Annotated in this window: 20 protein-coding genes; 11 read left to right on the top strand and 9 right to left on the bottom strand. The window is 72.7% G+C overall.

The genetic code is table 11. The features are described from left to right. Nucleotides 1-68 precede the first annotated feature (68 nt). The 4 genes from BLT97_RS20455 to BLT97_RS20465 form a co-directional block, all read right to left on the bottom strand. The gene (locus BLT97_RS20455; RefSeq protein ID WP_093612747.1) at nt 69-737 is read right to left on the bottom strand and encodes a DUF5063 domain-containing protein; all 669 of its coding nucleotides are present in this window, start codon (nt 735-737) and stop codon (nt 69-71) included. Nucleotides 738-796: 59 nt separating this feature from the next. After that, nucleotides 797-889 (bottom strand): hypothetical protein, encoded by a 93-nt coding sequence (locus BLT97_RS39125; RefSeq protein WP_425442745.1) that lies wholly within the window; start codon nt 887-889, stop codon nt 797-799. A gap of 48 nt (nt 890-937) precedes the next feature. Continuing rightward, a complete protein-coding gene (recR, locus tag BLT97_RS20460) occupies nt 938-1537 on the bottom strand; it encodes a recombination mediator RecR (RefSeq protein WP_093612348.1) in 600 nt (199 codons plus the stop codon). Nucleotides 1538-1642: 105 nt separating this feature from the next. Continuing rightward, the gene (locus BLT97_RS20465; RefSeq protein ID WP_093612350.1) at nt 1643-1987 is read right to left on the bottom strand and encodes a YbaB/EbfC family nucleoid-associated protein; all 345 of its coding nucleotides are present in this window, start codon (nt 1985-1987) and stop codon (nt 1643-1645) included. 348 nt (nt 1988-2335) lie between these two features. Here BLT97_RS20465 and BLT97_RS20470 point away from each other — a divergent pair, with 348 nt between their 5' ends. The 6 genes from BLT97_RS20470 to BLT97_RS20495 all read left to right on the top strand — a co-directional run bounded on the left by BLT97_RS20470 (nt 2336) and on the right by BLT97_RS20495 (nt 8135). Next, a complete protein-coding gene (locus BLT97_RS20470; RefSeq protein ID WP_245769438.1) occupies nt 2336-3082 on the top strand; it encodes an SLATT domain-containing protein in 747 nt (248 codons plus the stop codon). Nucleotides 3083-3234: 152 nt separating this feature from the next. Beyond that, complete coding sequence (locus tag BLT97_RS20475) at nt 3235-3504, top strand: DUF4190 domain-containing protein (RefSeq protein WP_093612354.1); 270 nt, start codon at nt 3235-3237, stop codon at nt 3502-3504. Nucleotides 3505-3660: 156 nt separating this feature from the next. Further along, nucleotides 3661-4311, top strand: a complete 651-nt coding sequence (locus BLT97_RS20480) for a hypothetical protein (RefSeq protein ID WP_093612356.1) — start codon at nt 3661-3663, stop codon at nt 4309-4311. A 96-nt stretch (nt 4312-4407) separates the two neighbouring features. Further along, complete coding sequence (locus tag BLT97_RS20485; RefSeq protein WP_093612358.1) at nt 4408-4872, top strand: ArsR/SmtB family transcription factor; 465 nt, start codon at nt 4408-4410, stop codon at nt 4870-4872. 143 nt (nt 4873-5015) lie between these two features. Next, complete coding sequence (locus tag BLT97_RS20490) at nt 5016-5717, top strand: GntR family transcriptional regulator (protein WP_093612360.1); 702 nt, start codon at nt 5016-5018, stop codon at nt 5715-5717. Between the two features lie 6 nt (nt 5718-5723). Next, nucleotides 5724-8135, top strand: coding sequence for a dolichyl-phosphate beta-glucosyltransferase (locus BLT97_RS20495; protein ID WP_093612362.1), 2412 nt, complete (start codon nt 5724-5726; stop codon nt 8133-8135). On the opposite strand, the gene BLT97_RS20500 is transcribed toward BLT97_RS20495, so the two are convergent. The 4 genes from BLT97_RS20500 to BLT97_RS20515 all read right to left on the bottom strand — a co-directional run bounded on the left by BLT97_RS20500 (nt 8132) and on the right by BLT97_RS20515 (nt 13834). After that, nucleotides 8132-8902, bottom strand: coding sequence for a hypothetical protein (locus tag BLT97_RS20500; RefSeq protein WP_143041359.1), 771 nt, complete (start codon nt 8900-8902; stop codon nt 8132-8134). The two genes, BLT97_RS20495 and BLT97_RS20500, sit on opposite strands and share 4 nt — an antisense overlap. Before the next feature lie 130 nt (nt 8903-9032). After that, nucleotides 9033-10373, bottom strand: a complete 1341-nt coding sequence (locus tag BLT97_RS20505; RefSeq protein ID WP_093612366.1) for an ABC transporter ATP-binding protein — start codon at nt 10371-10373, stop codon at nt 9033-9035. Nucleotides 10374-10415: 42 nt separating this feature from the next. Beyond that, a complete protein-coding gene (locus tag BLT97_RS20510; protein WP_093612368.1) occupies nt 10416-12134 on the bottom strand; it encodes an ABC transporter permease in 1719 nt (572 codons plus the stop codon). A 335-nt stretch (nt 12135-12469) separates the two neighbouring features. Further along, complete coding sequence (locus BLT97_RS20515; RefSeq protein ID WP_093612370.1) at nt 12470-13834, bottom strand: aspartate aminotransferase family protein; 1365 nt, start codon at nt 13832-13834, stop codon at nt 12470-12472. A gap of 188 nt (nt 13835-14022) precedes the next feature. On the opposite strand from BLT97_RS20515, the gene BLT97_RS20520 reads away from it, so the two are divergent. From BLT97_RS20520 to BLT97_RS20540, 5 genes are all read left to right on the top strand, one after another. Further along, nucleotides 14023-14346 (top strand): antibiotic biosynthesis monooxygenase, encoded by a 324-nt coding sequence (locus tag BLT97_RS20520; RefSeq protein WP_093612372.1) that lies wholly within the window; start codon nt 14023-14025, stop codon nt 14344-14346. A 153-nt stretch (nt 14347-14499) separates the two neighbouring features. Then, nucleotides 14500-16500: a serine/threonine-protein kinase gene (locus BLT97_RS20525; protein WP_093612374.1), complete on the top strand. Its 2001-nt coding sequence runs from the start codon at nt 14500-14502 to the stop codon at nt 16498-16500. 123 nt (nt 16501-16623) lie between these two features. Continuing rightward, entirely contained in the window at nt 16624-18150 is a 1527-nt protein-coding gene (locus BLT97_RS20530; protein WP_093612376.1) for a substrate-binding domain-containing protein, read from the top strand. Nucleotides 18151-18235: 85 nt separating this feature from the next. Next, entirely contained in the window at nt 18236-20146 is a 1911-nt protein-coding gene (locus tag BLT97_RS38575; protein ID WP_093612378.1) for a serine/threonine protein kinase, read from the top strand. Between the two features lie 122 nt (nt 20147-20268). Continuing rightward, complete coding sequence (locus BLT97_RS20540) at nt 20269-22701, top strand: bifunctional serine/threonine protein kinase/MFS transporter (protein ID WP_093612380.1); 2433 nt, start codon at nt 20269-20271, stop codon at nt 22699-22701. A 30-nt stretch (nt 22702-22731) separates the two neighbouring features. Here BLT97_RS20540 and BLT97_RS20545 read toward each other — a convergent pair whose 3' ends face one another. Further along, on the bottom strand, nt 22732-23634 hold the full coding sequence (locus BLT97_RS20545) for a LysR family transcriptional regulator (protein ID WP_093612382.1): 903 nt from the start codon (nt 23632-23634) through the stop codon (nt 22732-22734). Nucleotides 23635-23716 lie beyond the last annotated feature (82 nt).

A 23716-nucleotide genomic window follows, 5' to 3' on the forward strand; every position in this document is an offset into this window, starting at 1 on the left:
CTCAGGCATGCGTACGGCCGGTGAGGGGATCCCCCACCGGCCGTACGCCGCAGGTCACTTGACGAAGGTCACTTGACGGGACGCAGCCCCAGCGGGCCCGCGATCTCCTCGGCCATCACCTTGCCCGCCTCCTCCGCGAGCGCGTCCTCGCCGAGGTCCTGGTCGGTGTCCAGGCCGTCCAGCTCCTCCAGGGGCTGGTTGAGGCGGACGTGGGCGACCAGGGACTGCAGGGCGCGCAGGCAGGCGGATGCGGTGGAGCCCCAGTTGGAGAAGTACGAGAACTGCCACCACCACAGCGCCTCGGTGGTGCGGCCCGCGCGGTAGTGCGCCATGCCGTGCCGCAGATCCGTGATCACGTCGGCGAGGTCGTCGGAGATACGGCAGGCCACCGGGGCCTTGCGCGGCTCGTACGGGTCGAAGACCTCGGAGTAGACGTCGACCGGGTCGAGCATGCCGGCCAGGCGCTCGCGCAGCTCGTCCACGTCCGGCTCCGGGCCGAGATCCGGCTCGTAGCGCTCGTCGGGGACGATGTCCTCGTGGGCGCCCAGGCGGCCGCCGGCGAGCAGCAGCTGCGAGACCTCCAGGAGCAGGAACGGGACCGCCGAGTCCGGCTCGTCGCCCTTGGCGACCTCGGTCACGGCGACGATGAACGACTCGATCTGGTCGGCGATCTGGACCGCGAAGTCGTCCGGGTCGGATGCCTTGGCGTGCAGCGTGGCGTCAGCCGAAGTGGACATGTCGGGTTCGACCTCCCATGGATGCGCCGTGCCGAGGCGCCGTACCGTCATCGGACTTCTCAGACATCGAGGAGTCTCCTCCCCTCGAAGGCCCGCCCCAGCGTGACCTCGTCCGCGACCCCTCTTTCTGCACCCCTCGCACTGCTTCGCAGGCAGCGGGGTGCTGCGCCGGACTCCGTCCGACGAGAGCGCTGAGGCCGTCAGACATCCAGGAGCCGCCTTCCTTCGAAGGCCCGCCCCAGCGTGACCTCGTCCGCATATTCGAGGTCGCCGCCGACCGGGAGGCCGCTCGCGAGGCGGGTGACCTTCAGGCCCATCGGCTTGATCATGCGGGCCAGATACGTGGCCGTGGCCTCGCCCTCGAGGTTGGGGTCGGTGGCGAGGATCAGCTCGGTGACCGTGCCGTCCGCGAGGCGCGCGAGCAGCTCGCGGATCCGCAGGTCGTCCGGGCCGACGCCCTCGATGGGGCTGATCGCCCCGCCGAGGACGTGGTAGCGGCCGCGGAACTCGCGGGTCCGCTCGATCGCCACGACGTCCTTGGGCTCCTCGACCACGCAGATCACCGCGGGGTCGCGCCGCTGGTCACGGCAGATCCCGCACTGCTCCTGCTGCGCGACATTGCCGCACACGCTGCAGAACCGGACCTTGTCCTTGACCTCGAGGAGCGCGTGCGCGAGCCGGCGCACATCCGTCGGCTCCGCCTGCAGGATGTGGAAGGCGATCCGCTGCGCGCTCTTGGGACCGACGCCGGGCAGCCTGCCCAACTCGTCGATGAGGTCCTGGACCACGCCTTCGTACAACGGACTGCCTTCCTCTGGTTCCTTCAGACGTACGGTAGTTGGTGCGCCGGACCCGCAGAAGGGCCGTCGCCGACTGTCACTTGGACGGGCGCACCGCGGGCCGTCCTAGAACGGCAGTCCGGGGATGCCGCTGCCGCCGCCGAGGCCCTGCGCGAGCGGGCCGAGCTTCTGCTGCTGGAGCGTCTGCGCGTTCTCGTTCGCGGCCTGGACCGCCGCCACGATCAGGTCGGCGAGGGTCTCGGTGTCCTCCGGGTCCACCGCCTTCGGGTCGATCACGAGGCCGCGCAGCTCGCCCGAGCCGGTGACGGTGGCCTTCACCAGGCCGCCGCCCGCCTGCCCGTCGACCTCGGTCTGCGCGAGCTCCTCCTGCGCCTTGGCGAGGTCCTGCTGCATCTTCTGGGCCTGCTGGAGCAGCTGCTGCATGTTGGGCTGGCCACCACCGGGAATCACGATCAGCTCCTGGGTCTGGTCCGTCGGGTCGGTCTGGTCCGCCGGATGCGTCGGGTCCGTCCGGGTCGGTCCGGATCCCGTTGTCCGTCTGGCACGAGCCTACGTGCTCCCCGCACGCCATGCCCCGGCACTCTTTCGAGTGACGGGAGAGCGCCCTATACCCGATGAACACCCACGTACGGGCGGAAAACCCGCCGGATCGGCTCCATGGCCACCCATTGGGCGGTAGGAAGATGCCTGCACATCTGTCCCAGCCGTACCAATACGCATCGGTGCCGCAGGGTCGTGGCGGCCGGCTCCCCGGCCACCGCGCACCCCGGGAGCCGTTGCTCGACAAGGGAGTGCCGGGTGAGCCAGCCGGGGATGCAGCCCGAGACCCCGCCGCCGGGCGGGAACGACGAGGGCGCGCGCACACAGGGCGAGGGGGCGAAGGATCTCACCGCACGGCCGTTTCCGCTCGGCGACTGGGGCGAGCCGGCCGAGCGGCTCGACGAGCTCTACCGGTGGGTGGAGGACGGGGCGCTCGCCACGGCCGCCTGGTACCTGACCGACCGCGGCTGGAAGCGCCGCGGGGCGCGGGCGCTGCGGACCGGGGCGGCGCTCGGGCTCGTGGCGGGCGCGGGGCTGCCGCTGCTCGACCTGACCTCCGCGGTCTCGGGGGCGGCGCCCTGGGGCTACCTCGCGCTGCTGCTCGCGGTCGCCTGCATCGGCTGCGACCGGTACTTCGGCCTGACCTCGGGCTGGATAAGGGATGTGGCCACGGCCCAGGCGGTGCAGCGCCGGCTCCAGGCGCTCCAGTTCGACTGGGCCTCGGAGTCCGTACGGGAGGTGCTCGGGCCCACCGAGGGGACGGCCGGCGAGGCCGCCGAGCGCTGTCTCGGGGTGCTGCGGCGGTTCTCGGAGGACGTGACGGAGCTCGTGCGGGCGGAGACGGCGGACTGGATGGTCGAGTTCCGCTCGGGGCACGCGCCGCTCCTGATGCAGTCCTCGGGCACGGCGGGGCCGCGCTCGGAGGGCCCCGCCCCGACCCGCTTCCCGCTCGCCCCGGTGACCCGCCCGAACATGCCGCGCCAGCGCCCGCCGGAGGCCCGCTGAGTGGTGCGCAGGGCCCGCCGAAGGGGCGCCGGGCGCCCCGGAGCAGTCAAGTCCCCTTGTACGGGAGGGACTTGTGGAGAAGCGGTGTGCGTGCGGGAGGCGGCCCGGGGTACTCGGAGGTTCCGAACAACTCCGGAATCAAGTGAGGAATCATGACGGGTCAGTACGCATCGGCACGAGGACGTTCGGGCACCAACGGCTTTGCAGTGGCGGGACTGGCGTGCGGTGTGGTCGGCCTGATCGTCGCCGCTTTCATCCTGGGCCCCCTGGCCATCATCTTCGGTTTCGTCGGGCGCAAGAACGCCGGCGCGAACGGTTCGAGCGGGATGGCCACCGCCGCGATCGTGCTCGGTGTGGTCGACATCGTGCTCGTGATCATTCTGATGGCGACGGGCGGCGGCGGCTTCTTCATAGGCAGCTGACCCGGCACACCCGTCGGCCCGGGCCCGTCCCCACCCACAGGGGGGCGGGCCCGGCGCATGCGCCCGCATCCCCCACAGCTTGGGCCGGAGCCCTGCACAGGGAGTGCCCCAAGGACTACGCTGCCCGGACCCGAACGCTGATCCGAGGAGCGTCTCTTGGCCTGTGACCTGTGGTTGGTCCCCCTCGTCGACGTGCTCTGCCACAGCCCCGAGAACCCTTTCTCCGAAGAGCTCGCGCTCTACGACAAGGTCCTGTCCGAGGCGGGATTGCCACCGGTTCCGGTGTTCGCGTACATGCCGGGTCTGAGCGGTGACGTGGCCCCGGTCGCCGGATTCGACTACGACGCGCTGCACTTCCTGCGGCGGGCCTATCTGCTCCAGCTGTGCGGGCTCGCCGTGACACCCGTGGACGAACTCGGCGGGGACTACGAGCAGTTGCTGGAGATGTTCGAGGCGACCGCGCAGCAGTCGCATCTGGTGTGGCACTACGACCACGCGGGCGCCTACGTGCCGGTGGACTTCCAGGTGCCGCTCGTCAGCGACGAGCTCCTGGAGTCCGGCGGTCCGCTGGGCTCCACGCAGGCGCTGCTCAGGGAGCTGGAGTTCGTGGCTCCCGCGCTCGGGATCGACCCGGCCAACCCGCCGGCCGCGCCGGCGCCGCCGCCGGGCCCCACCGAGCTGGAGGAGCCCGCGGCCCCGGCGCCGTACGACGCCAGCCCGTTCGCGCGCGAGCGGCATGTCTGGCTGGGGCTGCACGCGGCGGCCACCCGGAGCCTCGGCCAGGGCTCCATGATCGTCTTCAGCTGAGCCGACGGTCCGCGCTGCGGGCCGCCGGTCCGGCCTGCCCACACACCGCACCGGCGTGCGCACGGCCCGTGCGCCGACTCCGCGTACCCTGTTTGCGTGGACACGCAACAACAGGACCCCGGCCCCCACCCCGACGTCACCCGCGCCGTGGCGGTGCTCAAGGCCGCCGCCGACCCGACCCGGTTCACCATCCTGTGGGCCCTGACGCAGGGCGAGCGGCCGGTCGGGCAGCTCGCCGAGCTGACGGGAGCGCATGTCGCCGCCGTCTCGCAGCACCTGGCCCGGCTGCGCACCGCCGGGCTCGTCACCTCCCGGCGCGAGGGCACCCGGATCTACTACCGGGCGGCCGGCGAGCACGTGCGGGCGCTCCTGGAGGACGCGTTCCTCACCGCCCGCGCCCTCGAGGAGTCAGGCGCCTCCGAAGCGGCCCCGGAGAGCGCGGAGGCCGGTGCGAAGGCGCCCGCGAAGGCCCGTACGGCCAAGGCGGCCGGTTCCGCGCGGACCCGCAAAGCCGCAGTTCGCACGAGCTCGGGGGCGGTGCGTCCGGCCACGGGCGCGTAAGGTGCAGGGCGCGGACGACGACCGGGCGCCCGCAGCACCACGCGGACCGCGGGCCGTGCGCCGCGGCACGATGCGGACACCGGCCGCGCGCCGCGGCAGCACACCGACGCGACCCGCGTCAGGCCAGGGGAGGGAAGCCCACGATGCGCACCGCCGGCAGCACCGCGGTCACCCGCAGCACGCTGCGCCAGCAGATCGCGGACGCGCTGCGTGACGAGGTGCTCGCGGGGCGTCTCGCACCCGGGCAGGAGTTCACCGTCAAGGAGATCGCCGAGCAGTACGGGGTCTCCGCAACGCCCGTCCGCGAGGCCCTGGTCGACCTCTCCGCGCAAGGGCTGCTCGACAGCGCGCAGCACCGCGGTTTCAAGGTCCACGAGTACACCGTGGAGGACTACCGCGGCATGGTCGAGGCGCGCGCCCTCGTCGCCGAGGCGATCTTCCGCGGGATCGCCGAGCGCGGGATCAAGGGGATCGAGGACGTCGGCGGGGGCGGGCGGCCCGAGGACTCGTTCGTCTCGGTGCGCCGGCGTGCGGAGGAGGCGGCCCGGGCGGCCGCCGGCGGCGACCTCAACGTGCTCATCGGCTACGACCTGCGCTTCTGGCGCGAGCTGAGCTCCCTCTTCGGCAACACGCACCTCACCGACTTCCTGCACCGCCTGCGCGTCCAGTCCTGGGCCTTCGCGGTGCCCGTGCTGCGCACGGCGGGCTCCCTGGAGGGCCGCCTGTGGAGCGGGCACACCGAGCTCGTGGACGCGGTGGGCCGGCGGGACGCGTCCGCGGCGTACGCGATCGTGACCGCGTACAACCGGCACTCGCTCGAACTCGTCGACAAGCTGGCGGGGTGAGTCCCGTTGGCCATCGAGCTGACGGTCGTCGTCCCCGCGTACAACGAGCAGGAGCGGCTGCGGCCCACCCTGGACGCGATCGCCGCGCACCTCGGTGACACCCGCACCTGGGAGCTGATCGTGGTCGACGACGGGTCGAGCGACCGCACCCGGCGGATAGCGCACGAGGCCGCCGTGGCCGAGCCGCGGATCCGCGTCCTGCCCGGGGACACCAACCACGGCAAGGGGCACGCCCTGCGCCGCGGGGTGCTCGCCTCACGCGGCGAGCGGGTCCTGATCACGGACGCGGACCTCGCCGCGCCGATCGGCGAACTGGAGCGCCTGGACAAGGCGCTCGCCGACGGGCACGCGGCCGCGATCGGCTCGCGGGCCGCCTCGGGCGCCCGCATCGAGAAGCACCAGCATCCGGTGCGCGAGACCCTCGGCCGCGCCGGCAACCTGCTGATCCGGCTGCTCGCGGTGCCCGGCATACGCGACACCCAATGCGGCTTCAAGCTCTTCGACGGCGAGCGCGCCCGCGCCGCCTTCGCCGCCTCCCGGCTCGACGGCTGGGCGATCGACGTCGAGGTGCTCCAGTTCTTCCGTCGTCATCGTCTGCCCGTGGCGGAGGTCCCGGTGCGCTGGTCCCATCAGGACGGCTCGAAGGTACGCGCCCGCGATTACCTGTCCGTGCTGCGCGAGCTGTCCGTGCTCAAGGCCCGCGCGCTCGACCGCGGTTCGCTCGCCGTCGCCGGCCTGTTCGTGCTCGCGTCCTTCCTGCTCTACAAGAACCGCTGGAGCGACCCCGACGGCCGCTACATACCGGACTCGTTGCAGGACCAGAACCAGTGGGAGTGGTTCTTCGACGTCACCGCGCACAACGTCCTGCATCTCCAGAACCCGCTGTTCACGGACCTCCAGGGCTTCCCGGACGGCGTGAACCTGATGGCGAACACGGTGATGCTGGGGCTGTCCGTCCCGTTCACGCCCGTCACCGCGCTCTTCGGCCCCGCGCTGTCCCTGCAACTGGTGATGACGCTCGGGCTCGCCGCGACCGCGTACGCCTGGTACTGGCTGATCCGCCGCCATGTCACCCGCGAGCGCGTCCCGGCCGCGGTCGGCGCGGCGCTCGCGGCCTTCGCGCCGCCGATGATCAGCCACGCGAACGCGCACCCCAACTTCATCGTCCTGTTCATGCTCCCGCTGATCATCGACCGCGCGCTGCGGCTGGTGACCGGTGACCGGGTCGTACGGGACGGAGTGGTGCTCGGCCTGTTCGCCGCGTACCAGATCTTCCTCGGCGAGGAGCCGCTGCTGCTCGCGGCGATGGGGCTGCTGCTGTTCGCGGCGGGCTACTCCGTGGTCCGCAAGGATGTCTTCGCCGACGCCTGGCGTCCGGTCCTCCGCGGGCTCGGGATCGCGGCCGCGGTCTGCGTGCCGATCGTGGCGTTCCCGCTGTGGTGGCAGTTCTTCGGGCCGCAGAGCTACTCGGACGTGCTGCACGGTCCGAACACCGCCAACAGCCCGCTCGCCCTGGTCTCGTTCGCCGAGCGCTCGCTGGCCGGGGACCGCGCGAACTCGCAGTCTCTGGCGATGAACATCACCGAGCAGAACGCCTTCTACGGCTGGCCGCTGCTCGCGCTCGCGGTGGGCATCGTCGTCCGCCTGTGGGACCGGGCGCTCGTCAAGGCGCTGGCCTTCACGGGCTTCGCGGCCGCGCTGCTCTCCCTCGGCTCGCGCTTCGAGATCCCCGGCACGGCCATCACCGTCACGGGCCCGTGGCGGGCGCTGGCCCACCAGCCGCTGTTCTCGGCGGTGATCGAGTCGCGGCTCGCGATGATCTGCGCGCCGGTGCTCGGCCTGCTGATCGCCCTGGCCCTGACCCGGCTGCGCACGGCCCGGCCCGCCCACCGGCTGTGGGGCGGTGTGGCGGTCGCGGCCGCGCTGATCCCGATCGTGCCGCTGCCCCTGAAGGCCGTGGACCGGATCCCGGTGCCCGCCTTCGTCACCGAGGGCATGTACGAGGCATACGTGGACGAGGCCTCGGGCGAGACCCTCGTCCCGGTGCCGCTCCCCGACCCCGGGGTGGCCGAGCCGCTGCACTGGCAGACGGCCGCCGACCTCGGCTTCAAGCTGCCCGGCGGCTACTTCAACGGCCCGTGGGGGCCCGAGCGCAAGGGCATCTACGGCGCGGTCCCCCGCCACACCTCGAACCTCCTCGCGGAGGTGCGCGGCACCGGTGAGGTCCCCGCGCTGGGGGAGGCCTGGCAGGAGCAGGCGCGCAGGGACCTCGCGTACTGGAAGGCGGGTGCTCTCGTCCTCGCCCCGCAGCACCATCAGGACGCGCTGCGGGAGACCGTGACCCGGCTGCTCGGCGGGCAGCAGCCGGAGTTCGTGGGCGGGGTATGGGTGTGGGACCTGGAGCCGGCAGGGGGTTAGCCCGCGGGGACGGCCTCCTGCTGGACGCACTGCTCGGAGTCCTCGCGGTCGTCGTTCGCGAAAACCTGCTCGTGGTGCGGGACCGCCGCCACCTTGCCGTCCGCGGCCCCCATCGACAGGCAGCGCGGGCCGAACGGCAGGCTCAGGTCCAGCGTGAACTGGACCGCGCCGTTCTCACGGGCCGGGCCGACGATGCGCTTCGCCGGATAGCCCAGGTCCTTCAGGACGGCCGACACGTCGTCCGGGGTCAGGCTCGCGCGGGAGCCCAGCGCCTTGGTGACGCGCTGGGTGTGCCGGTCGAAGACACACGTGTCGCGCCGGTCGGACTCCGGCTTCCCCTCCTCCAGCGGGCCCGTGTACGGGGGGTCGAAGTCCTGCGGGTCGGGCGGGCCGTCGTTCGCCTGGCCGTCCGCCGGCACCGGCTCCCCCGTCGCCTGCCCGTCGTCGCCGGTGCCCGCCGTGGGCATCGCCCCCGCGTCCTCCGGCAGCTTCTTCAGTTCCTCGACGGCCTTGAGGTACTCGTCCAGTTCCTTGCCGCCCCCGCACTCCTTCTCGATGCCGAGCAGCGCCTCGGGGATCGTGAACGCGTCGAGCACCTCCTGCTTCGAGGCACCGGCCGCCGATGCCGGGGACTTGTCCCCGGACTTCTGCTGCGAAGCCGCTTCGGCCCGTGCGTCCGTACGCGCCCCCTCACCACTCTGCGCACCACAAGCCGCGAGCGTCAGGGCACCGACCGCGGCAATGACCAGGACAGGAAGTCTTCTCATGCCCGTCAGTCTTGATCGCGCCCGGCCGCCGGGGATGAGTACGGGTACTCAGGAACCACCAGGTCCCTACTCAACCCCGGCCGCCCCCGCTCCCGCGACCACACTCAGCTGACCGCTCCCGCGTCCTCCGTCAGCTGACCGCTCCCGTGTCCACCGTCAACCGGGCGTCCTCGTCGAGCCGGTACTCCTCGCTGTCCGCGTTGTACGCGAACAGCTCCGCGTAGCGGCCCCAGTCCGTGGCCGTCTCCAGCTGCCGGTCGATCTGCTCGCTGGTGTAGTGGTGGGCGAGCAAGTCCCGGAAGAATCCGGCCCGTTGGACGCCCTCGCCCGAGCGGAGCAGCGTCGAGGTGATGAGGTGGACCAGCGGGGCCGCTTCCAGGGCCGCCTCGGCGAACAGCTTCTTCGAGTCCTGCACGTCCGCGCGCGCGAAGGCGGCGCCCCGCCCGGTCAGGCACAGGTCGCCGTCCCTGACCTCGGCGAGGCCGAGCAGTTCGAGCGCGTCCACCTGCGGCAGCATGTCGTCCACCTCCAGGCCCAAGTCGTCGGCCAGGTCGGCGAGATCGCAGCGGGCGCCCTCGTACTGGGCGAGGATCTCGGCGAGTCCGGACAGGCCGTCGACGGACGCGGCCGGCAGCGGGGTGGTGGCCGGGGTGCGACGGGCGGGCGCGGGCTCGGAGAGCTTCGGGCTGTCCTTCGTACGGCCGGTCATGACCTGGTAGACGGCGTCCACGATGCGCTCGAACTCGGCGGACTGGCGGTCGCGCGGGCGGGCGAGGGAGACGTCGAAGGTCTCGCGGATCGTGCCGTACGGGCGCGAGCCGAGCACCACCACGCGGTCGGCCATGAGGACGGCCTCCTCGATGTTGTGGGTCACCAACACCACGGCTTTGGTGGGGAATTGTCCCGACTCCCACAGCTCCATCAGCTCGCCGCGCAGGTTCTCGGCGGTCAGCACGTCGAGGGCCGAGAAGGGCTCGTCCATCATCAGGACGTCCGGCTCGACCACCAACGCCCGTGCGAACCCGACGCGTTGCCGCATCCCGCCCGAGAGCTCCTTCGGGTAGGCGGACTCGAAGCCGTCGAGGCCGATCAGGTCGATGGCCTGCACGGCCGCTTCGGCGCGCTCCTTCGGGCCGACTCCCTTGGCCTCCAGGCCGAGTTCGACGTTCTGCTGGACGGTGAGCCAGGGCAGCAGGGCGAAGGTCTGGAAGACCATGGCGGTACCGGGGTTGGCGCCGTGCAGCTGCTCGCCCTTGTACGTGACCGAGCCCGAGGTGGCCGGGATCAGTCCCGCCAGGCAGCGCAGGAGCGTGGACTTGCCGGAGCCGGACTTGCCGAGCAGCGCGACGATCTCGCCCTCGTGGATCTCCAGGTCGATCCCGCCGAGCACCGGCAGTTCGCCGTCGGCGCCGGCGTAGGACTTGGTGACGTCGCGGGCGGCGAGCAGGACGTCGCGGGTGGCAGTGGTCATGAGGGTCGCCTCCTCGGCGATCGATACGTAAGGAAGAAGAAGTCAGAGGCTGTAGCGGGACTCCGCAAGCCGGTAGAGGCGGCGCCAGAACAGGCGGTTGAGGGCCACGACGTAGAGGCTCATCACCGCGACGCCCGCGAGCAGGCGCGGGAAGTCGCCCTGTTCGGTGGCCTCGAAGATGTACGCGCCCAGGCCGGTGGCGCTCAGCGTCGTGCCGCTGAAGGTGACCACCTCGGAGACGATCGAGGCGTTCCAGGCGCCGCCCGAAGCGGTGATGCCGCCGGTGACGTACGAGGGGAAGACGCCCGGGATGATCAGGCGCTTCCAGCGCTGCCACCCGTGCACGCCCAGGTCGTCCATCGCCTCCTTGAGGTCGGAGGGGATGGCCATGGCGCCGGCGATGGTGTTGAAGAGGATGTACCACTGGGCGCCGAGCGCCATCAGGAAGACGCAGCCGATGTTGATGTCGAGGCCGGTGCGCAGGAAGAACCACATGGCCAGCGGGAAGAGGAAGTTGGCCGGGAAGCTCGCGAGCACCTGGACCACCGGCTGGGCGATCTTCGCGAGCCGCGGCGAGAAGCCGATCTTCACGCCGACCGGCACCCAGACCACGGTCGCGACGGCCACCAGGACCACGACCCGCAGCAGTGTCACGAGTCCGAGGACGAGCGGTTCGCCGAAGACGCCCAGGCCGACGTTGTCGCTCAGGTACCGCAGGAGGTCGAACAGGCCCCAGCCGATCAGACCGACCGCCAGCACACCGAACACCACGTCGCCGACGCGGCGCTTGACCGGGTCCACGCTGAGCGGGCGGTCGTCGCGGCCGAAGACCCGGCCCGCGCGGGCCGCCGCTTCACGGACGGGGGCGAGGAAGCGGCCGAGGATCTGGGGCCAGTGCGAGCGGCGCAGGAAGTCCAGGACGAGGGAGCGCTGGACGTGGGCGGCCTCGGACTGCTCGTTCTTGAACTTCTCGGCCCAGGCCGTGAGCGGCCGCCAGAACAGGAAGTTCACGCCGATCACCATCACGGCCATGGTGAGGATGGCCCAGCCGACCTTGCCGAGGTCGCCGTCGCCGATCGCGGCGCCCGCGTACGAACCGACGCCGGGCAGCGTGTAGCTGTGGTTGGCGACGGAGATGGCCTCGGAGGCGACGAGGAAGAACCAGCCGCCGGCGAAGCTCATCATGCCGTTCCAGATGAGGTCGATCGCTCCGGAGGGCAGCTCGATCTTCCAGAAGCGCATCCAGCGCGTGAAGCCGAACGACCGTGACACCTCGTCGAGTTCGCGCGGCAGGCTGGTGAGCGAGGCGTAGAACCCGAAGGTCATGTTCCAGGCCTGCGAGGTGAAGATCGCGAAGATGGAGGCCAGTTCGAGGCCGAGCATCGAGCCGGGGAAGAGGGCGATGAAGCCGGTGGTGGTGATCGCGAGGAAGCCGAGCACCGGCACGGACTGGAGGATGTCGAGCGCGGGGATGAGGATGCGCTCCAGCCTGCGGCTGCGGGCGGCGGCGTAGGCGTAGACGAAGGTGAAGAGCACCGAGGCGCCGAGCGCGACGAACATCCTCAGCAGGCTGCGCGCCGCGTAGTACGGCAGCTGCGCCGGGTCGGTGTTCACGCCGGAGACGTCGGCCGGGTCGACGTTGACCGTCGTGCCCTTGCCGACCTGGAGGATCAGATAGCCGAGGACGAGCACGCCGGCGGCGACCGCGAAGTCCACCCAGGTCAGGGTGCGGCGGGGTGCGCGGGTGGTGACGGTGGTCATGCGAGTACCCCCTGTGGGACCGCTGCGGAGCCGGGCGCGGGCGTGCGCGCAGGCTTCAGCGGACCACGGGTCGGGATGAATACGGAGGAATCGCCCGTCAGTGGGCGACGTGGTGCGCCGTCAGTGGGCGCTGTGGAGGCGGTCGGTACTGTGCGTGTCGTCGTTGCTCACGACTGCCTCCTCTCTCCTGCATCAGGGGTACGGGGCCACCCGGGCGCTGATCGCCCAGGGCTCTCGGCCTCCCGCAGCATGACACTTACTTGCGTATTTATGCAAATACAACAGCACCGGGGCGCCCGTGCGGGGGCACCCCGGTGCTGTCGTACGCGTGCGGGCTACTCGGTCACGTACTCGTCGGCCACCGACAGCGCCACGTCCAGCGCCGCCAGGCCCTCCTTGGCCTCGGCCTCGGTGATCGTGCAGGCCGGCACCACGTGCGTGCGGTTCATGTTCACGAAGGGCCACAGGCCCTCCTTCTTGCACGCGGCCGCGAACGCGCCCATCGGCGCCGCGTCCGCGCCGCTCGCGTTGTACGGCACGAGCGGCTCGCGCGTGGCCTTGTTCCGTACGAGCTCAAGGGCCCAGAAGACACCGAGGCCGCGCACCTCGCCCACCGACGGGTGGCGCTCGGCCAGGTCCGCGAGGGCCGGGCCGATCACGTCGGAGCCGATGCGGGCGGCGTGCTCGACGACGCCCTCCTCCTCCATCACGTTGATGGTCGCGACGGCGGCGGCGCAGGCGAGCGGGTGCCCGGAGTAGGTGAGGCCGCCCGGGTAGGGCTTGCGCGCGAAGGTCTCCGCGATGGCGCCGCTGATGGCCACGCCGCCCAGCGGCACGTAGCCCGAGGTCACGCCCTTGGCGAAGGTCATGAGGTCGGGGGCCACGTCGAAGTGCTCGGCGGCGAACCACTTGCCGGTGCGCCCGAACCCGGCCATGACCTCGTCGAAGATCAGCACGATGCCGTAGCGGTCGCAGATCTCGCGCACGCCCGGCAGATAGCCCGGCGGCGGCACCATGATCCCGGCCGTGCCCGGCACGGTCTCCAGGACGATCGCGGCGATGGACTGCGGGCCCTCGAAGGCGATGGTGTCCTCGAGGTGCTGGAGCGCGCGGGCGCACTCCTGCTCCTCGGTCTCGGCGTGGAAGGGCGAGCGGTACAGGAACGGCGCCCAGAACCGTACGACCCCCGCATTGCCCGTGTCCGAGGCCCAGCGGCGCGGGTCGCCGGTGAGGTTGATGCCGGTGGCGGTGGCGCCGTGGTACGAGCGGTAGGCGCTCATGATCTTCGGGCGGCCGGTGTGGATCCGGGCCATGCGGGCGGCGTGCTCCACGGCCTCGGCGCCGGCGTTGGTGAAGAAGATCTTGTCCAGGTCGCCCGGCGTGCGCTCGGCAATCAGGCGCGCGGCCTCGCTCCGCGCCTCGACCGCGAAGGCCGGCGCGAAGGTGGTCATCGTCGCGGCCTGCTCCTGGATCGCGGCGACGACCTTCGGGTGCTGGTAGCCGATGTTGGTGTAGACGAGCGCGCTGGTGAAGTCGAGGTACCGGTTGCCCTCGTAGTCCCAGAAGTGCACGCCCTCGGCTCCGGCGACGGCGAGCGGGTCGATGAGCTCCTGGGCGGACCAGGAGTGGAACACGTGCGCGCGGTCGGCGGCCTTGACGGCGGCGCCTTTCGCGAGGTCAGCAGCTTCGTGAGGGGTCATGGGGCGAGGGTAGATGTCCGTCATACGGACATTCCATCGGCGTCCTGTCCGGGGTCGGCGGGTGCGGCTCGACAGGTTGCCGGGTCGGCGCGCGGGCGCCCGGACGAGGGGCGGCCGTGGCAGGAATTCCGGCTCGGACGGCAGTCACCTGCCTGGGCGGGGGCCGCGCGGGCCCGGACGATCGGCACATGACCCAGAAGACGCGTACACCGCAGGTGATCACCCGTATCAGCGAGGCGCGCGTGTGCCCGGAGCGCTTCGCGCAGTTCGAGAAGTTCATCGTCGACGCGGTGCGGGAGTTCCCCGGCCGCCACCCCGGTCTCGTCTCGCATGAGGTGCTCGTGGCCCCGCCGCACTCGCTGCTCTACGTGAGCCGCTGGCGCAGCGAGGAGGACCTGGCCGCGTACGCGGGCGACGACTGGCGCGCGCAGCCCGTGCTGCTGCCGGGCGAGGAGGAGTTCCTCCTCGCACCGCTCCAGGTGCGGCACTTCAGCGCCACGCCACTGGACTGAGCGCGGGCGGCACCGCGCCGGGCCCGGCCTCGACCCGGCCGAGCGCGGGCGTACGCCCCCCGTACGAAGTCGTTGCCGATCTGTGCGGGAACCGCCAACTCCCCGCGCACTATCCTCGAGTTGACGAGCCGGGCACGGGGGAGGGCGGCGGCGATGGAGTCACTCGGGGCGGGCGATCCGACGCGGATCGGGGCGTACCGGCTGCTGGGACGGCTGGGCGCGGGCGGGATGGGCCAGGTGTATCTGGCGCGTTCGGAGCGCGGGCGGACGGTCGCGGTCAAGCTCGTACGGCAGGAGCTGGCCGAGCAGGAGGAGTTCCGGGCGCGCTTCCGCCAGGAGGTGCAGGCCGCGCGGCGGGTGGGTGGCCAATGGACGGCGCCCGTGCTCGACGCCGACACCGAGGCGGCGATCCCCTGGGTGGCCACGGGGTACGTCGCCGGGCCCTCGTTGCAGCAGGTGGTCGCCGTCGACCACGGGCCGCTGCCCGAGCGGTCGGTGCGGGTCCTGGCCACCGGCCTCGCGTACGCCCTGAAGGACATCCACCGGGCCGGCCTGATCCACCGCGACCTCAAGCCCTCCAACGTCCTGGTGACGATCGACGGCCCGCGCGTGATCGACTTCGGGATCGCGCGCGCCCTGGAGACGGTCACCGACGGCGGGCTCACGCGGACCGGCGCGCTGGTGGGCTCGCCCGGGTTCATGGCGCCCGAGCAGGTGCGCGGGGACCGGATCACGCCCGCGTGCGACGTGTTCTGCCTCGGCTCCGTGCTCGCGTACGCGGCCACCGGGGTGCTGCCCTTCGGGAGCGGGGGCAGCGGGGTGCACGCGCTGATGTTCCGTATCGCGCAGGAGGAGCCCGACCTCTCCGAACTCCCGGAGGGCCTGCATGACCTGATCGCCGCGTGCCTGCACAAGGACCCGGCCGCACGGCCCACGCTCGACCAGGTGGTGGAGCAGGCCGGCGGCGAGGACACGGTGAGCGGCGGGCGGGTGCTCGAACCGTGGCTGCCGGCGATCCTCGTGGCCCAACTCGGGCGCCATGCGGTGGAGTTGCTGGACTCGGAGGATCCGCAGGGGCCGGTGGGGGCGGCCGGGGGCGCTGCGGGGGCCGGTGGTGCGGGTGCCGCGGGCCCGGGTGCCGACGGTGCGGGAGCCGCGGGAGCCGCGGGAGCCGCCTCCCAGGACGGTGCCGCGCCCGACGCGCCCCCCGCCCCGGGTACCCCCGGCGAGGCCCCGCTCAACCACCTCCCCACGGTGATCGTCGGCGGACAGCCCGCCGCACCGCCGCCCGCCGTGACTCCCCCGCCCGCCGCCGCGGCCCCGTCGCCCGACGGCGCCGCGCCCGCTTCCCCCGACGGCCACGCGCCGCCCCCGCACGGCCACGCACCCGCGTACGGCTACCCGCAGCCGGGCCCGCAGTCCGGGTCGCACTCCGGCCCGCAGGGGCACCCGTACACACCCGGCGCCGCCCAGCCGTACGGTCACCCCGGCGCGCCCTACCCGCCGCACGACGGCTGGCACTCCGGCGGCGGCACCGGCACCCCGCCCTACGGCCCGCCGCAGCCGCCGCCGCGCCGCAACAACAGAGCCACCGTGCTCCTCGTCGCCGTCGCGGTGGTCGTGGCGGTCGGCGCCGGCGGCACCGTGTACGCGGTGATGAAGGGCGACGAGGGCAACCGCAAGGACCGCGGCGCCTCGCGCTCGGTCGCGCCCACGACACCGGGCACGTCCGGCACCTCGGACGACCCCAACCCGCCGCCGACCTCGGACGCCCCGCCCACCTCGCCGGCGCCCACCACCGAGGAGCCGCCGGCGGACGGCGAGATCCCCGAGGAGTTCCTGGGTACCTGGGAGTCCTCGTTCGAGGCCGGCGGCGGCACCAACACGCGCGTCCTGAAGATCCAGCAGGGCAACGCGGGCGACACCGTCATGTCCCTGACCGGCAAGGGCCCCACGCACGACTGCCGTTGGACGGCGACGCTGCGCTCCGCGGGCAGCGTGCTCGTCCTCGGACCGTCGGAGGTGACGTACGGCAAGCCGACCGAGTGCAAGCCGGGCCAGGTCAGCGAGCTGCGACTGCTCAACGACGTGACGCTGCGCCGCGAGCTGATCGGCAGCGGCGGCGAGCCGCTCACGTACAAGAAGACCCAGTGACCGGCCCACCGCCCGCCGCGCCCAACTCGCCCTGAAACCAGTCCGGTTGAACACTTCACGAACATTCGCCGAAGCTCCGGATCCCGTCCCCCACACGGGGCGACTCCTTCGTACCGTCGGCGCATGGAGTGGCTGAGCACCGAGAACGTCATCGCCGTCGGCACCGCCGTGCTCGGCGTCGTGGCCACGATCGGCGTGCTCGTCTACGAGCGGCTCGTGCCGCGGCGCAAGCGGCTCGGCTACCGCATCCAGCTCGACACCCCGATCGGCAACAACGGCGCACAAGGTCAGCAGAACGTCCGGCTCGGGCTCTTCAATGACGCCCGTAACATGGAGAACGCCACCCTCGTCCTGCTGCGCTTCGAGAACAGCGGCGCGCAGCCCATCGACCCCGACGACTACACCTCGCGGCCGCACGGCCTGCGCGTGGAGTTCCAGGACCGCGTCATCCGCGGCTCGGCCGTCACCCTGCCCCGCGGCAGCGAGGACATGATGGAGGCCTTCTCCGCGGCCGGGACGGGGCTGCGCCACGAGGACAACTGCCTCTACCTCCCGCGCGTCCACCTCAACCCGGGCGACCACTTCAAGCTGCTCGTGCTGCTCGGCAACGGCCCCACGCGCAGCGAGGTGCGCATCATCGGCCGGCTGACCGGCGGCTTCGTCCAGGAGACCCGTTCCGTCACGGTCGACGAGACCCCGCCCCTCTTCAGCCGCCAGGCGCGGCTGCTGACCGTCCTGCTCACCGCGTGCGTGGTGACGCTCTCCACCCTCGTCATGGTGCGCGGTGACACACCCCCGCCCATAGGCTGCGAGAAGGGCTCGCTGCGGGTCGTCGGCTCCACCGCGTTCGAGCCGGTGGCCGAGGAGCTCGCCGACAAGTACGAGCGGGACTGCCCCGGTTCGGTCATCACGGTCGACGCGCGCGGCAGCGCGGCCGGCATCCGCGAGCTCAAGGAGGCGGGCGAGGCGGCGAAGTCCGGCTCCCCCGCGCTCATCACCCTCTCGGACGGCCCGGGTGCGGGCGGCGACACGCAGCTCACCGAGAACCGCGTCGCCGTCTCGGCCTTCGCGATGGTCCTGAACGACAAGGTCCCGCTCAAGAACCTCACCACCGACCACATCCGCCGCCTCTACTCGGGCGACATCCGCAACTGGTCGACCCTGGGCGGCCCCGACCTCCCCGTCGTCCTGGTCAGCCGCAACTCCAACTCCGGTACGCGCGGCGTCTTCCAGCGCCGCATCCTGCGCGGCTTCGAGCCCGCCGAGTCCTCCTCGGACTGCCACGAGAAGAACGACCCGCGCGCCCGCGTCTTCCGCTGCGAACTCGACTCCACCGACCAGGTGCTCGCCACGGTGGCCGAGATCCCGGGCGCGATCGGCTACAGCGAACTGCGCACGGGCACCGAGACGAAGGGCCTGCACCGCCTCGCCCTCGACGGCCACCGCCCGACCCTCGACGCGGCCTCGACCTCGCCCGCGTACCCCTTCCGCGAAATCGAGTACGCCCACACCTACGGCCGCCCCCCGGCCGACTCCCTGGCCTCCAGCTTCCTCAACTACGCAATGCGCGGCAGCGGCCAGGACGTGGTCCGCACGCACGGGCATCTGCCGTGTTACACGCCGGAGGGGCTGAAGATCTGCGGGGCGTGAGCCGGTCGGCCGCCGCGCGGAAGGAGTGGGAAGTCGGCGCGCGAACGGGTCCCAACTCCCGTACAGAAATGCGAAGATCCGAGGCATGGATGGTCTCGAACCGCTGACCCCGGACGAGCCCGCGCGGATCGGCCCCTACACGCTCATCGGCCGCCTGGGGAGCGGCGGCATGGGGCGGGTGTATCTGGCGCGTGCCGGTGCCGGGCGTGCCGTCGCCGTCAAGCTCGTGCACAGTGAGCTGGCCGGGCAGAGCGAGTTCCGTGAGCGGTTCGCGAGAGAGGTGACCGCCGCGCGGCGGGTCACCGGGGAGTGGACCGCGCCCGTCATCGACGCCGATACGGACGCGGCCGTCCCGTGGGTGGCCACCGGGTACATCCCCGGGATGTCGCTCCAGGCCCTGGTGGCAAGGGAGTTCGGGCCGCTGCCCGAGGACTCGCTGCGGGTGCTCGCGAACCGGCTGGCCCAGGCGCTGCGGGCCGTCCACGACGCGGGTCTGGTGCACCGCGACCTCAAGCCCTCCAACATCCTCGTCACCGCCGAGGGCCCGCGCGTCATCGACTTCGGTGTCGCCCGCGCCCTCGACACGGTCACCGGCGGTCAGCTCACGCAGACCGGCGCGGTGCTCGGCTCGCCCGGCTTCATGAGCCCCGAGCAGGTGCGCGGGGAGCGGCTCACACCGGCGAGCGACGTGTTCTCGCTGGGGTGCGCGCTGGTGTTCGCGGCGACCGGGCGCGGTCCCTTCGAGGGCGCGGACAGCGGCGCCCACGCCCTGATGTTCCGGGTCGCCTTCGAGGAGCCCGACCTGGCGGGCGTCCCGGAGGGCATTCTCGATCTCGTACGGGAGTGTCTGCGCAAGGAGCCGGGTGAACGGCCGGACGCCGAGCGGCTGTTGGAGCTCACCAACCCCGATCCGCTCGGCCCCTGGCTGCCCGAGCCCGTGCTCACGCTGCTCGCGGGCCACGCCTCGGCGCTGCTCGCGGCCGAGGTGACCCGGCTGCCCGCCGAGCCTTCCGCCACGGGCGGGACGCAGGGCCCTGCGACGGCGGGCCGGAAGAGGCGGCCGAAGCTCATCGCGACCGGGGCGGTCCTGGCCGTGTGCGCGGCCGCCTCGCTCGCGTATGTCCTGAACCCGGCGGGTGACGAGGGCGGCCGGACGGACGCGAAGGGGGCGACGGGCGGCGCGGGCCGGTCCAGCCAGTCGCCGGGCGGTTCCGGCTCGCCCTCCCCGATGCCTTCCGAGTCGAAGGGCAAGGGCAAGGGGAAGGGGGAGGAGGACGGGAAGGGGAAGGAGTCGCCCGGCGCGTCGGCTTCTTCCGGCGGTGGTGCGTCCGGCGGCGGGGACGGGAAGGTCGCCTCGGCGTTCGTCGGCGGCTGGGAGGGTGAACTCCCGGGCGGCAACGGCATTCTGCGGATCGACATCCGCGCGGGCCGCGAGGGCGACACCGTCGCGACCTCCGTGGACGTGGGCAACGACTGGATGTGCGTACGCAAGTCCGTCGCCGTCTCCGCCGACTCCTCGACCCTGGAGCTGAACGGCGGCGAGTTCCCGCTCCAGCGCAATCCGGCCAAGTGCACCTTCCCGACGGAGATGTCCCTGACGGCCGGTTCGGCGGACGTCCTGAACCTGAAGTCCTCGGAGGGCACGGTCCGGCTCAGCCGCGCGGGCACGGCCGTCCCGTCCTCGTACGTCGGGAAGTGGCAGGCCCTGGACCTGGAGGGCAACCGCAACAAGATCTGGTTCACGATCGAGGCGGGGGCCGTGGGCACGGCGCGCATCACGGTCGTCGACCAGCGCTACGGGACGCCGTGCACGACGACCCAGGTGCTCGCCTCGCTGGACAAGGGCCTGGTGTACGGGCCTTCGTCGAAGCCGTCGGGCGGCGACTGCGGGGCGCGCACCAGCGAGCGGGTCACGCCGTACGCGGGCGGCAAGCTCCTGGTGGAGGACTGGCGGGGGCCGGGGAGCGAGCCGGCGGAGCTGGTGCGGGCGCAGTGAATCCGGGGGCAGTGAATCCGGGCGCCCCGCACCCTCGTCCCCCTCGCCCCTCACGTAACAGCTCGTCAACTGACTGCTGATTACGTCTACTTGATGCATACGACATCGTCTACGGTCCCCCCGTGGACCAGCTGATCACGGAAGACCCGACGAGCATCGGCCCGTATCGCCTGATCGCCCGCCTCGGTGCGGGCGGCATGGGCCTGGTCTATCTGGGCCGCTCCGAGGCGGGCCGCACGGTGGCCGTCAAGGTGGTGCAGGCCGAGCACGCGGCACACCCCGAGTTCCGCAGGCGCTTCGCGCGCGAGGTGGCGGCGGCCCGGCGGGTCGGCGGGGCGTGGACGGCCGACGTGCTCGACGCCGACACGGAGGCCGAAGTCCCGTGGGTGGCCACGCAGTACATCCCCGGCCCCGACCTGGCGACGGTGGTCGCGAAGGACTACGGGCCGCTGCCCGAGCCGTCGTTGCGGACCCTCGCCCACCGCCTGGCCGAGGCGCTGACCGCCGTGCACGGGGCGGGCCTGATCCACCGCGACCTCAAGCCCTCCAACGTCCTCGTCACGGTGGACGGCCCGCGCGTGATCGACTTCGGCATCGCCCGCGCCATGGACGGCCTCGCCCCGGACAGCCTGCTCACCCACACCGGCATGCTGATCGGCTCCCCCGGGTTCATGTCCCCCGAGCAGGTGCGCGGCCTCGAACTCACCCCCGCCAGCGATGTGTTCTGCCTGGGCTCGGTGCTCGTGTACGCGGCCACGGGGCGGCTCCTGTTCGGCGCGGGCTCGACCGGCCTCAACGCCCATCTTTTCCGGGTGGCGGAGGAGGAGCCGGACCTGACGGGCGTCCCGGCCGGGCTGCTCGATCTCGTACAGGACTGCCTGCACAAGGACCCGGCGCGGCGGCCGACGCCGGCGCAGATCATGGAGCGGACGGCCGACCGCGGGGCGGAGGAGTGGCTGCCGGGGCAGGTGCTTGCCCAACTGGGACGTCATGCGGCGCAGTTGCTGGACTTCGCGCCGCCGACGCGTGCTCCTTCCGCGGCCGGTCCGCGCGTGCCCGATCCGCGCGTGCCCGTACAGCCGGATCCTCCCGCTCCGGAGCCCGCCGCACCCGTACCGCAGCAGCCTCCTCGGGGCGCGCCCGCCGGTGGCCCTTCGCCCGCCGCCTACACGCCGACCGCACCCGCCGCTCCCCCGCGGCCGAGCTCCGGGGGCAGCCGTGCGCCTCTGGTCGTGGCAGCCCTCGCGCAGCTGATCGTGGTGCTCGAGTTCGCGGTCACCGCGATGATGGCGGACCACCTGGTACGGGAGGGCGTGCTCCCCACGGAGGACGTCCGATGGCTGCACACCGGGTATCTGCTGGCCTTCGGCGCCCTGCTGCCGGCGGCCGGGCATCTGGGGGACCGCATCGGCCGCCGGACCACACTCCTGATCGGCCTCTGCGGCTGCCTGCTCTCCGTCCTCACCCTCGCCCTCCTGCCGGGCGGCGAAGGCGTGACGGCCCTCCGGGTCGTGCAGGGTGCCTCCGCGGCCCTGGTGACCTCGTCGGCGCTCGGCACCGTCGCGGCAGGCGCGGGACAAGGCCCCGCGCGCGTCCGGCGGCTCGGCACGTACGCGCTCGTGGGCGCCGGCGGGCCGCTCTTCGCGTTCCCGCTCGCCGCGCTCCACCGGGAGTTCGCGGTGTGGCGCGTGGTCCTGTACGCGATCGCCGCGCTGACGCTGGGTGTGCTCGTCGCCGCCGTGGCCGTACGCGACCGGTCGCCGCGCTCCCGGGCCCGTCTCGACACGGCGGGCGTGGTGCTCAGCGTCCTCGGGCTCCTCGCGATCGGCCTCGCCTTCGACACGGCCGTCATCGTCCACTGGACCGCACCGGTCACGCTGGTCCTGTTCCTGACCGGCGCGCTCCTGCTCGCGGCCTTCTTCCGGCAGCAGTCCCGCTCACCCCACGCGATGCTGCCCGCGTATCTGTGGCAGGACCGCGGCCGGCGCGGGGCGCTGCTCGCCCTGGGCCTGGCCGGGGTGGCGCTGGGTGTGGCGGCGCAGGGGCAGGTGGCGATCACCCTGCCGCGCAGCGGGGCCGAGTTGGCGACGGTGGCGCTTCTGACCGTGGCCGTCTTCCTGTTCGCCGCGCGGATCCTCGGACCGCGTCTGAGCGGGGTGGCGCGCCAGGGCGGCGGGCTGCTGCTCACGGCCGGAGGGCTCGTGCCGCTCGGTTACGGCGACGAGGCCGGGTACTTCGCCGGTCCCGCTCCCGCGCTGCTCGGCTGCGCGCTCGGTCTGGGTCTGGCCTGCGGCCCGCTGTTCGCCGCGGTCACCGACGTCGCGCCCGCGGACACCGGAGGCACGGCCGGACTGGTCGGCGCCGTGCTGCAAGCGGCGGCGCTGACCGGCACCGCGCTCGCGGTCCACCCGTACGGGGACGGCTTCGCGCTGATCGGGCGCCCGCTCGTGGTCCCCGACGGATACTGGTGGATCGCCTCCGCGCTTCTCGCGGTGGCGGCCGCGGTGGGGGTGGGGGTGCGGGCCCGCGGCGAGGCGGCTCCGGCCGGCTCCTGAGCGCCCCCGCGGACACTCCCCGGGCGGCAGCTACGCGTCCGCCCGGCCCACCGCCAGCCGCGCCGCCTCCGCATAGGCCCGCACCAGCGGCCGCTCGTCCCCCGCCCGCCACGCCAGCGCGAACCGGCTGGGCGACACCCCGTCCACCGGCCGCGTCACCACCCCGCCGCGCGCGACCAGCGGCACGTTGCCCGCGGCCACGAGGCACACCCCGCGCCCGTCCACCAGCGCCTCGTACGTCTCGTCCACACTGGCGATCTCCGCGCCGATCCGGGGCGGGCGGCCGCCGCGCTCGTCCGACGCCAGCCAGTAGGCGCGCAGTTCGGCGGCCTCGGGCGGCAGGGCCAGGAAGGGTTCGTCGAGCAGCTCGGCGAACGCGATCCGTTCGCGCGCGGCCAGCGGATGGTCCTCGGGCAGCGCGACCTGGCGCGGTTCGGTGGCGAGCACCACCCACCGGTAGCGCTCCGGATCCGCCAGGGGAAGCCATACGAAGGCCACGTCACTGGAGCCGTCCGCGAGTCCCGCCGTCGGGTCCTCCCAGCGCACCTGCCGCATCCGCACCTCGGCCCCGGGGTGCGCCTCGGTGAACCGGGACCGGATCGCCGGCCGCAGCCCACCGCGTGCCGGGCTGTGGCTCATGCCCACGACGAGCGTCGCCCGCTGCTTCACCTTGGCGGCCTCCACGGCCGCCTCCCCCGCACCCCAGGCCTCCAACACCCGCCGGGCGTGCGGCAGAAGCGCCACACCGACGGGGGTCAGCCGGACCCCCTGCGGCCCCCGCTCGAACAGCTCCGCTCCCAACTGCCGCTCCAGCGCCCGTATCTGCTTGCTGAGCGCGGGCTGCGACACGTACAGCCGCTCGGCGGCGCGCGTGAAGTGCAGCTCCTCGGCGACCGTCACGAAGTAGCGCAGGTCCCGGCCGTGTACGTCCATAACCGATGGTTATCACGGCGGGTCTTGGACGGGGAAGGGGAGGCCGGGCGAGGCTGAACTCCATACGGAGCAGGGCCATTCG

The organism is Streptomyces indicus (genome assembly GCF_900100315.1).
GTDB classification, from domain to species: domain Bacteria; phylum Actinomycetota; class Actinomycetes; order Streptomycetales; family Streptomycetaceae; genus Streptomyces; species Streptomyces indicus.

Excerpts from the sequence above, each read along its gene's own strand:
- BLT97_RS20490 (WP_093612360.1), top strand. The coding sequence starts at position 5,016 with ATGCGCACCGCCGGCAGCACCGCGGTCACCCGCAGCACGCTGCGCCAG.
- BLT97_RS20500 (WP_143041359.1), bottom strand. The coding sequence starts at position 8,902 with ATGAGAAGACTTCCTGTCCTGGTCATTGCCGCGGTCGGTGCCCTGACG.
- BLT97_RS20530 (WP_093612376.1), top strand. The coding sequence starts at position 16,624 with ATGGAGTGGCTGAGCACCGAGAACGTCATCGCCGTCGGCACCGCCGTG.
- BLT97_RS38575 (WP_093612378.1), top strand. The coding sequence starts at position 18,236 with ATGGATGGTCTCGAACCGCTGACCCCGGACGAGCCCGCGCGGATCGGC.
- BLT97_RS20525 (WP_093612374.1), top strand. The coding sequence starts at position 14,500 with ATGGAGTCACTCGGGGCGGGCGATCCGACGCGGATCGGGGCGTACCGG.
- BLT97_RS20515 (WP_093612370.1), bottom strand. The coding sequence starts at position 13,834 with ATGACCCCTCACGAAGCTGCTGACCTCGCGAAAGGCGCCGCCGTCAAG.
- BLT97_RS20510 (WP_093612368.1), bottom strand. The coding sequence starts at position 12,134 with ATGACCACCGTCACCACCCGCGCACCCCGCCGCACCCTGACCTGGGTG.
- BLT97_RS20505 (WP_093612366.1), bottom strand. The coding sequence starts at position 10,373 with ATGACCACTGCCACCCGCGACGTCCTGCTCGCCGCCCGCGACGTCACC.
- BLT97_RS20475 (WP_093612354.1), top strand. The coding sequence starts at position 3,235 with ATGACGGGTCAGTACGCATCGGCACGAGGACGTTCGGGCACCAACGGC.
- BLT97_RS20455 (WP_093612747.1), bottom strand. The coding sequence starts at position 737 with ATGTCCACTTCGGCTGACGCCACGCTGCACGCCAAGGCATCCGACCCG.
- BLT97_RS20545 (WP_093612382.1), bottom strand. The coding sequence starts at position 23,634 with ATGGACGTACACGGCCGGGACCTGCGCTACTTCGTGACGGTCGCCGAG.
- BLT97_RS20520 (WP_093612372.1), top strand. The coding sequence starts at position 14,023 with ATGACCCAGAAGACGCGTACACCGCAGGTGATCACCCGTATCAGCGAG.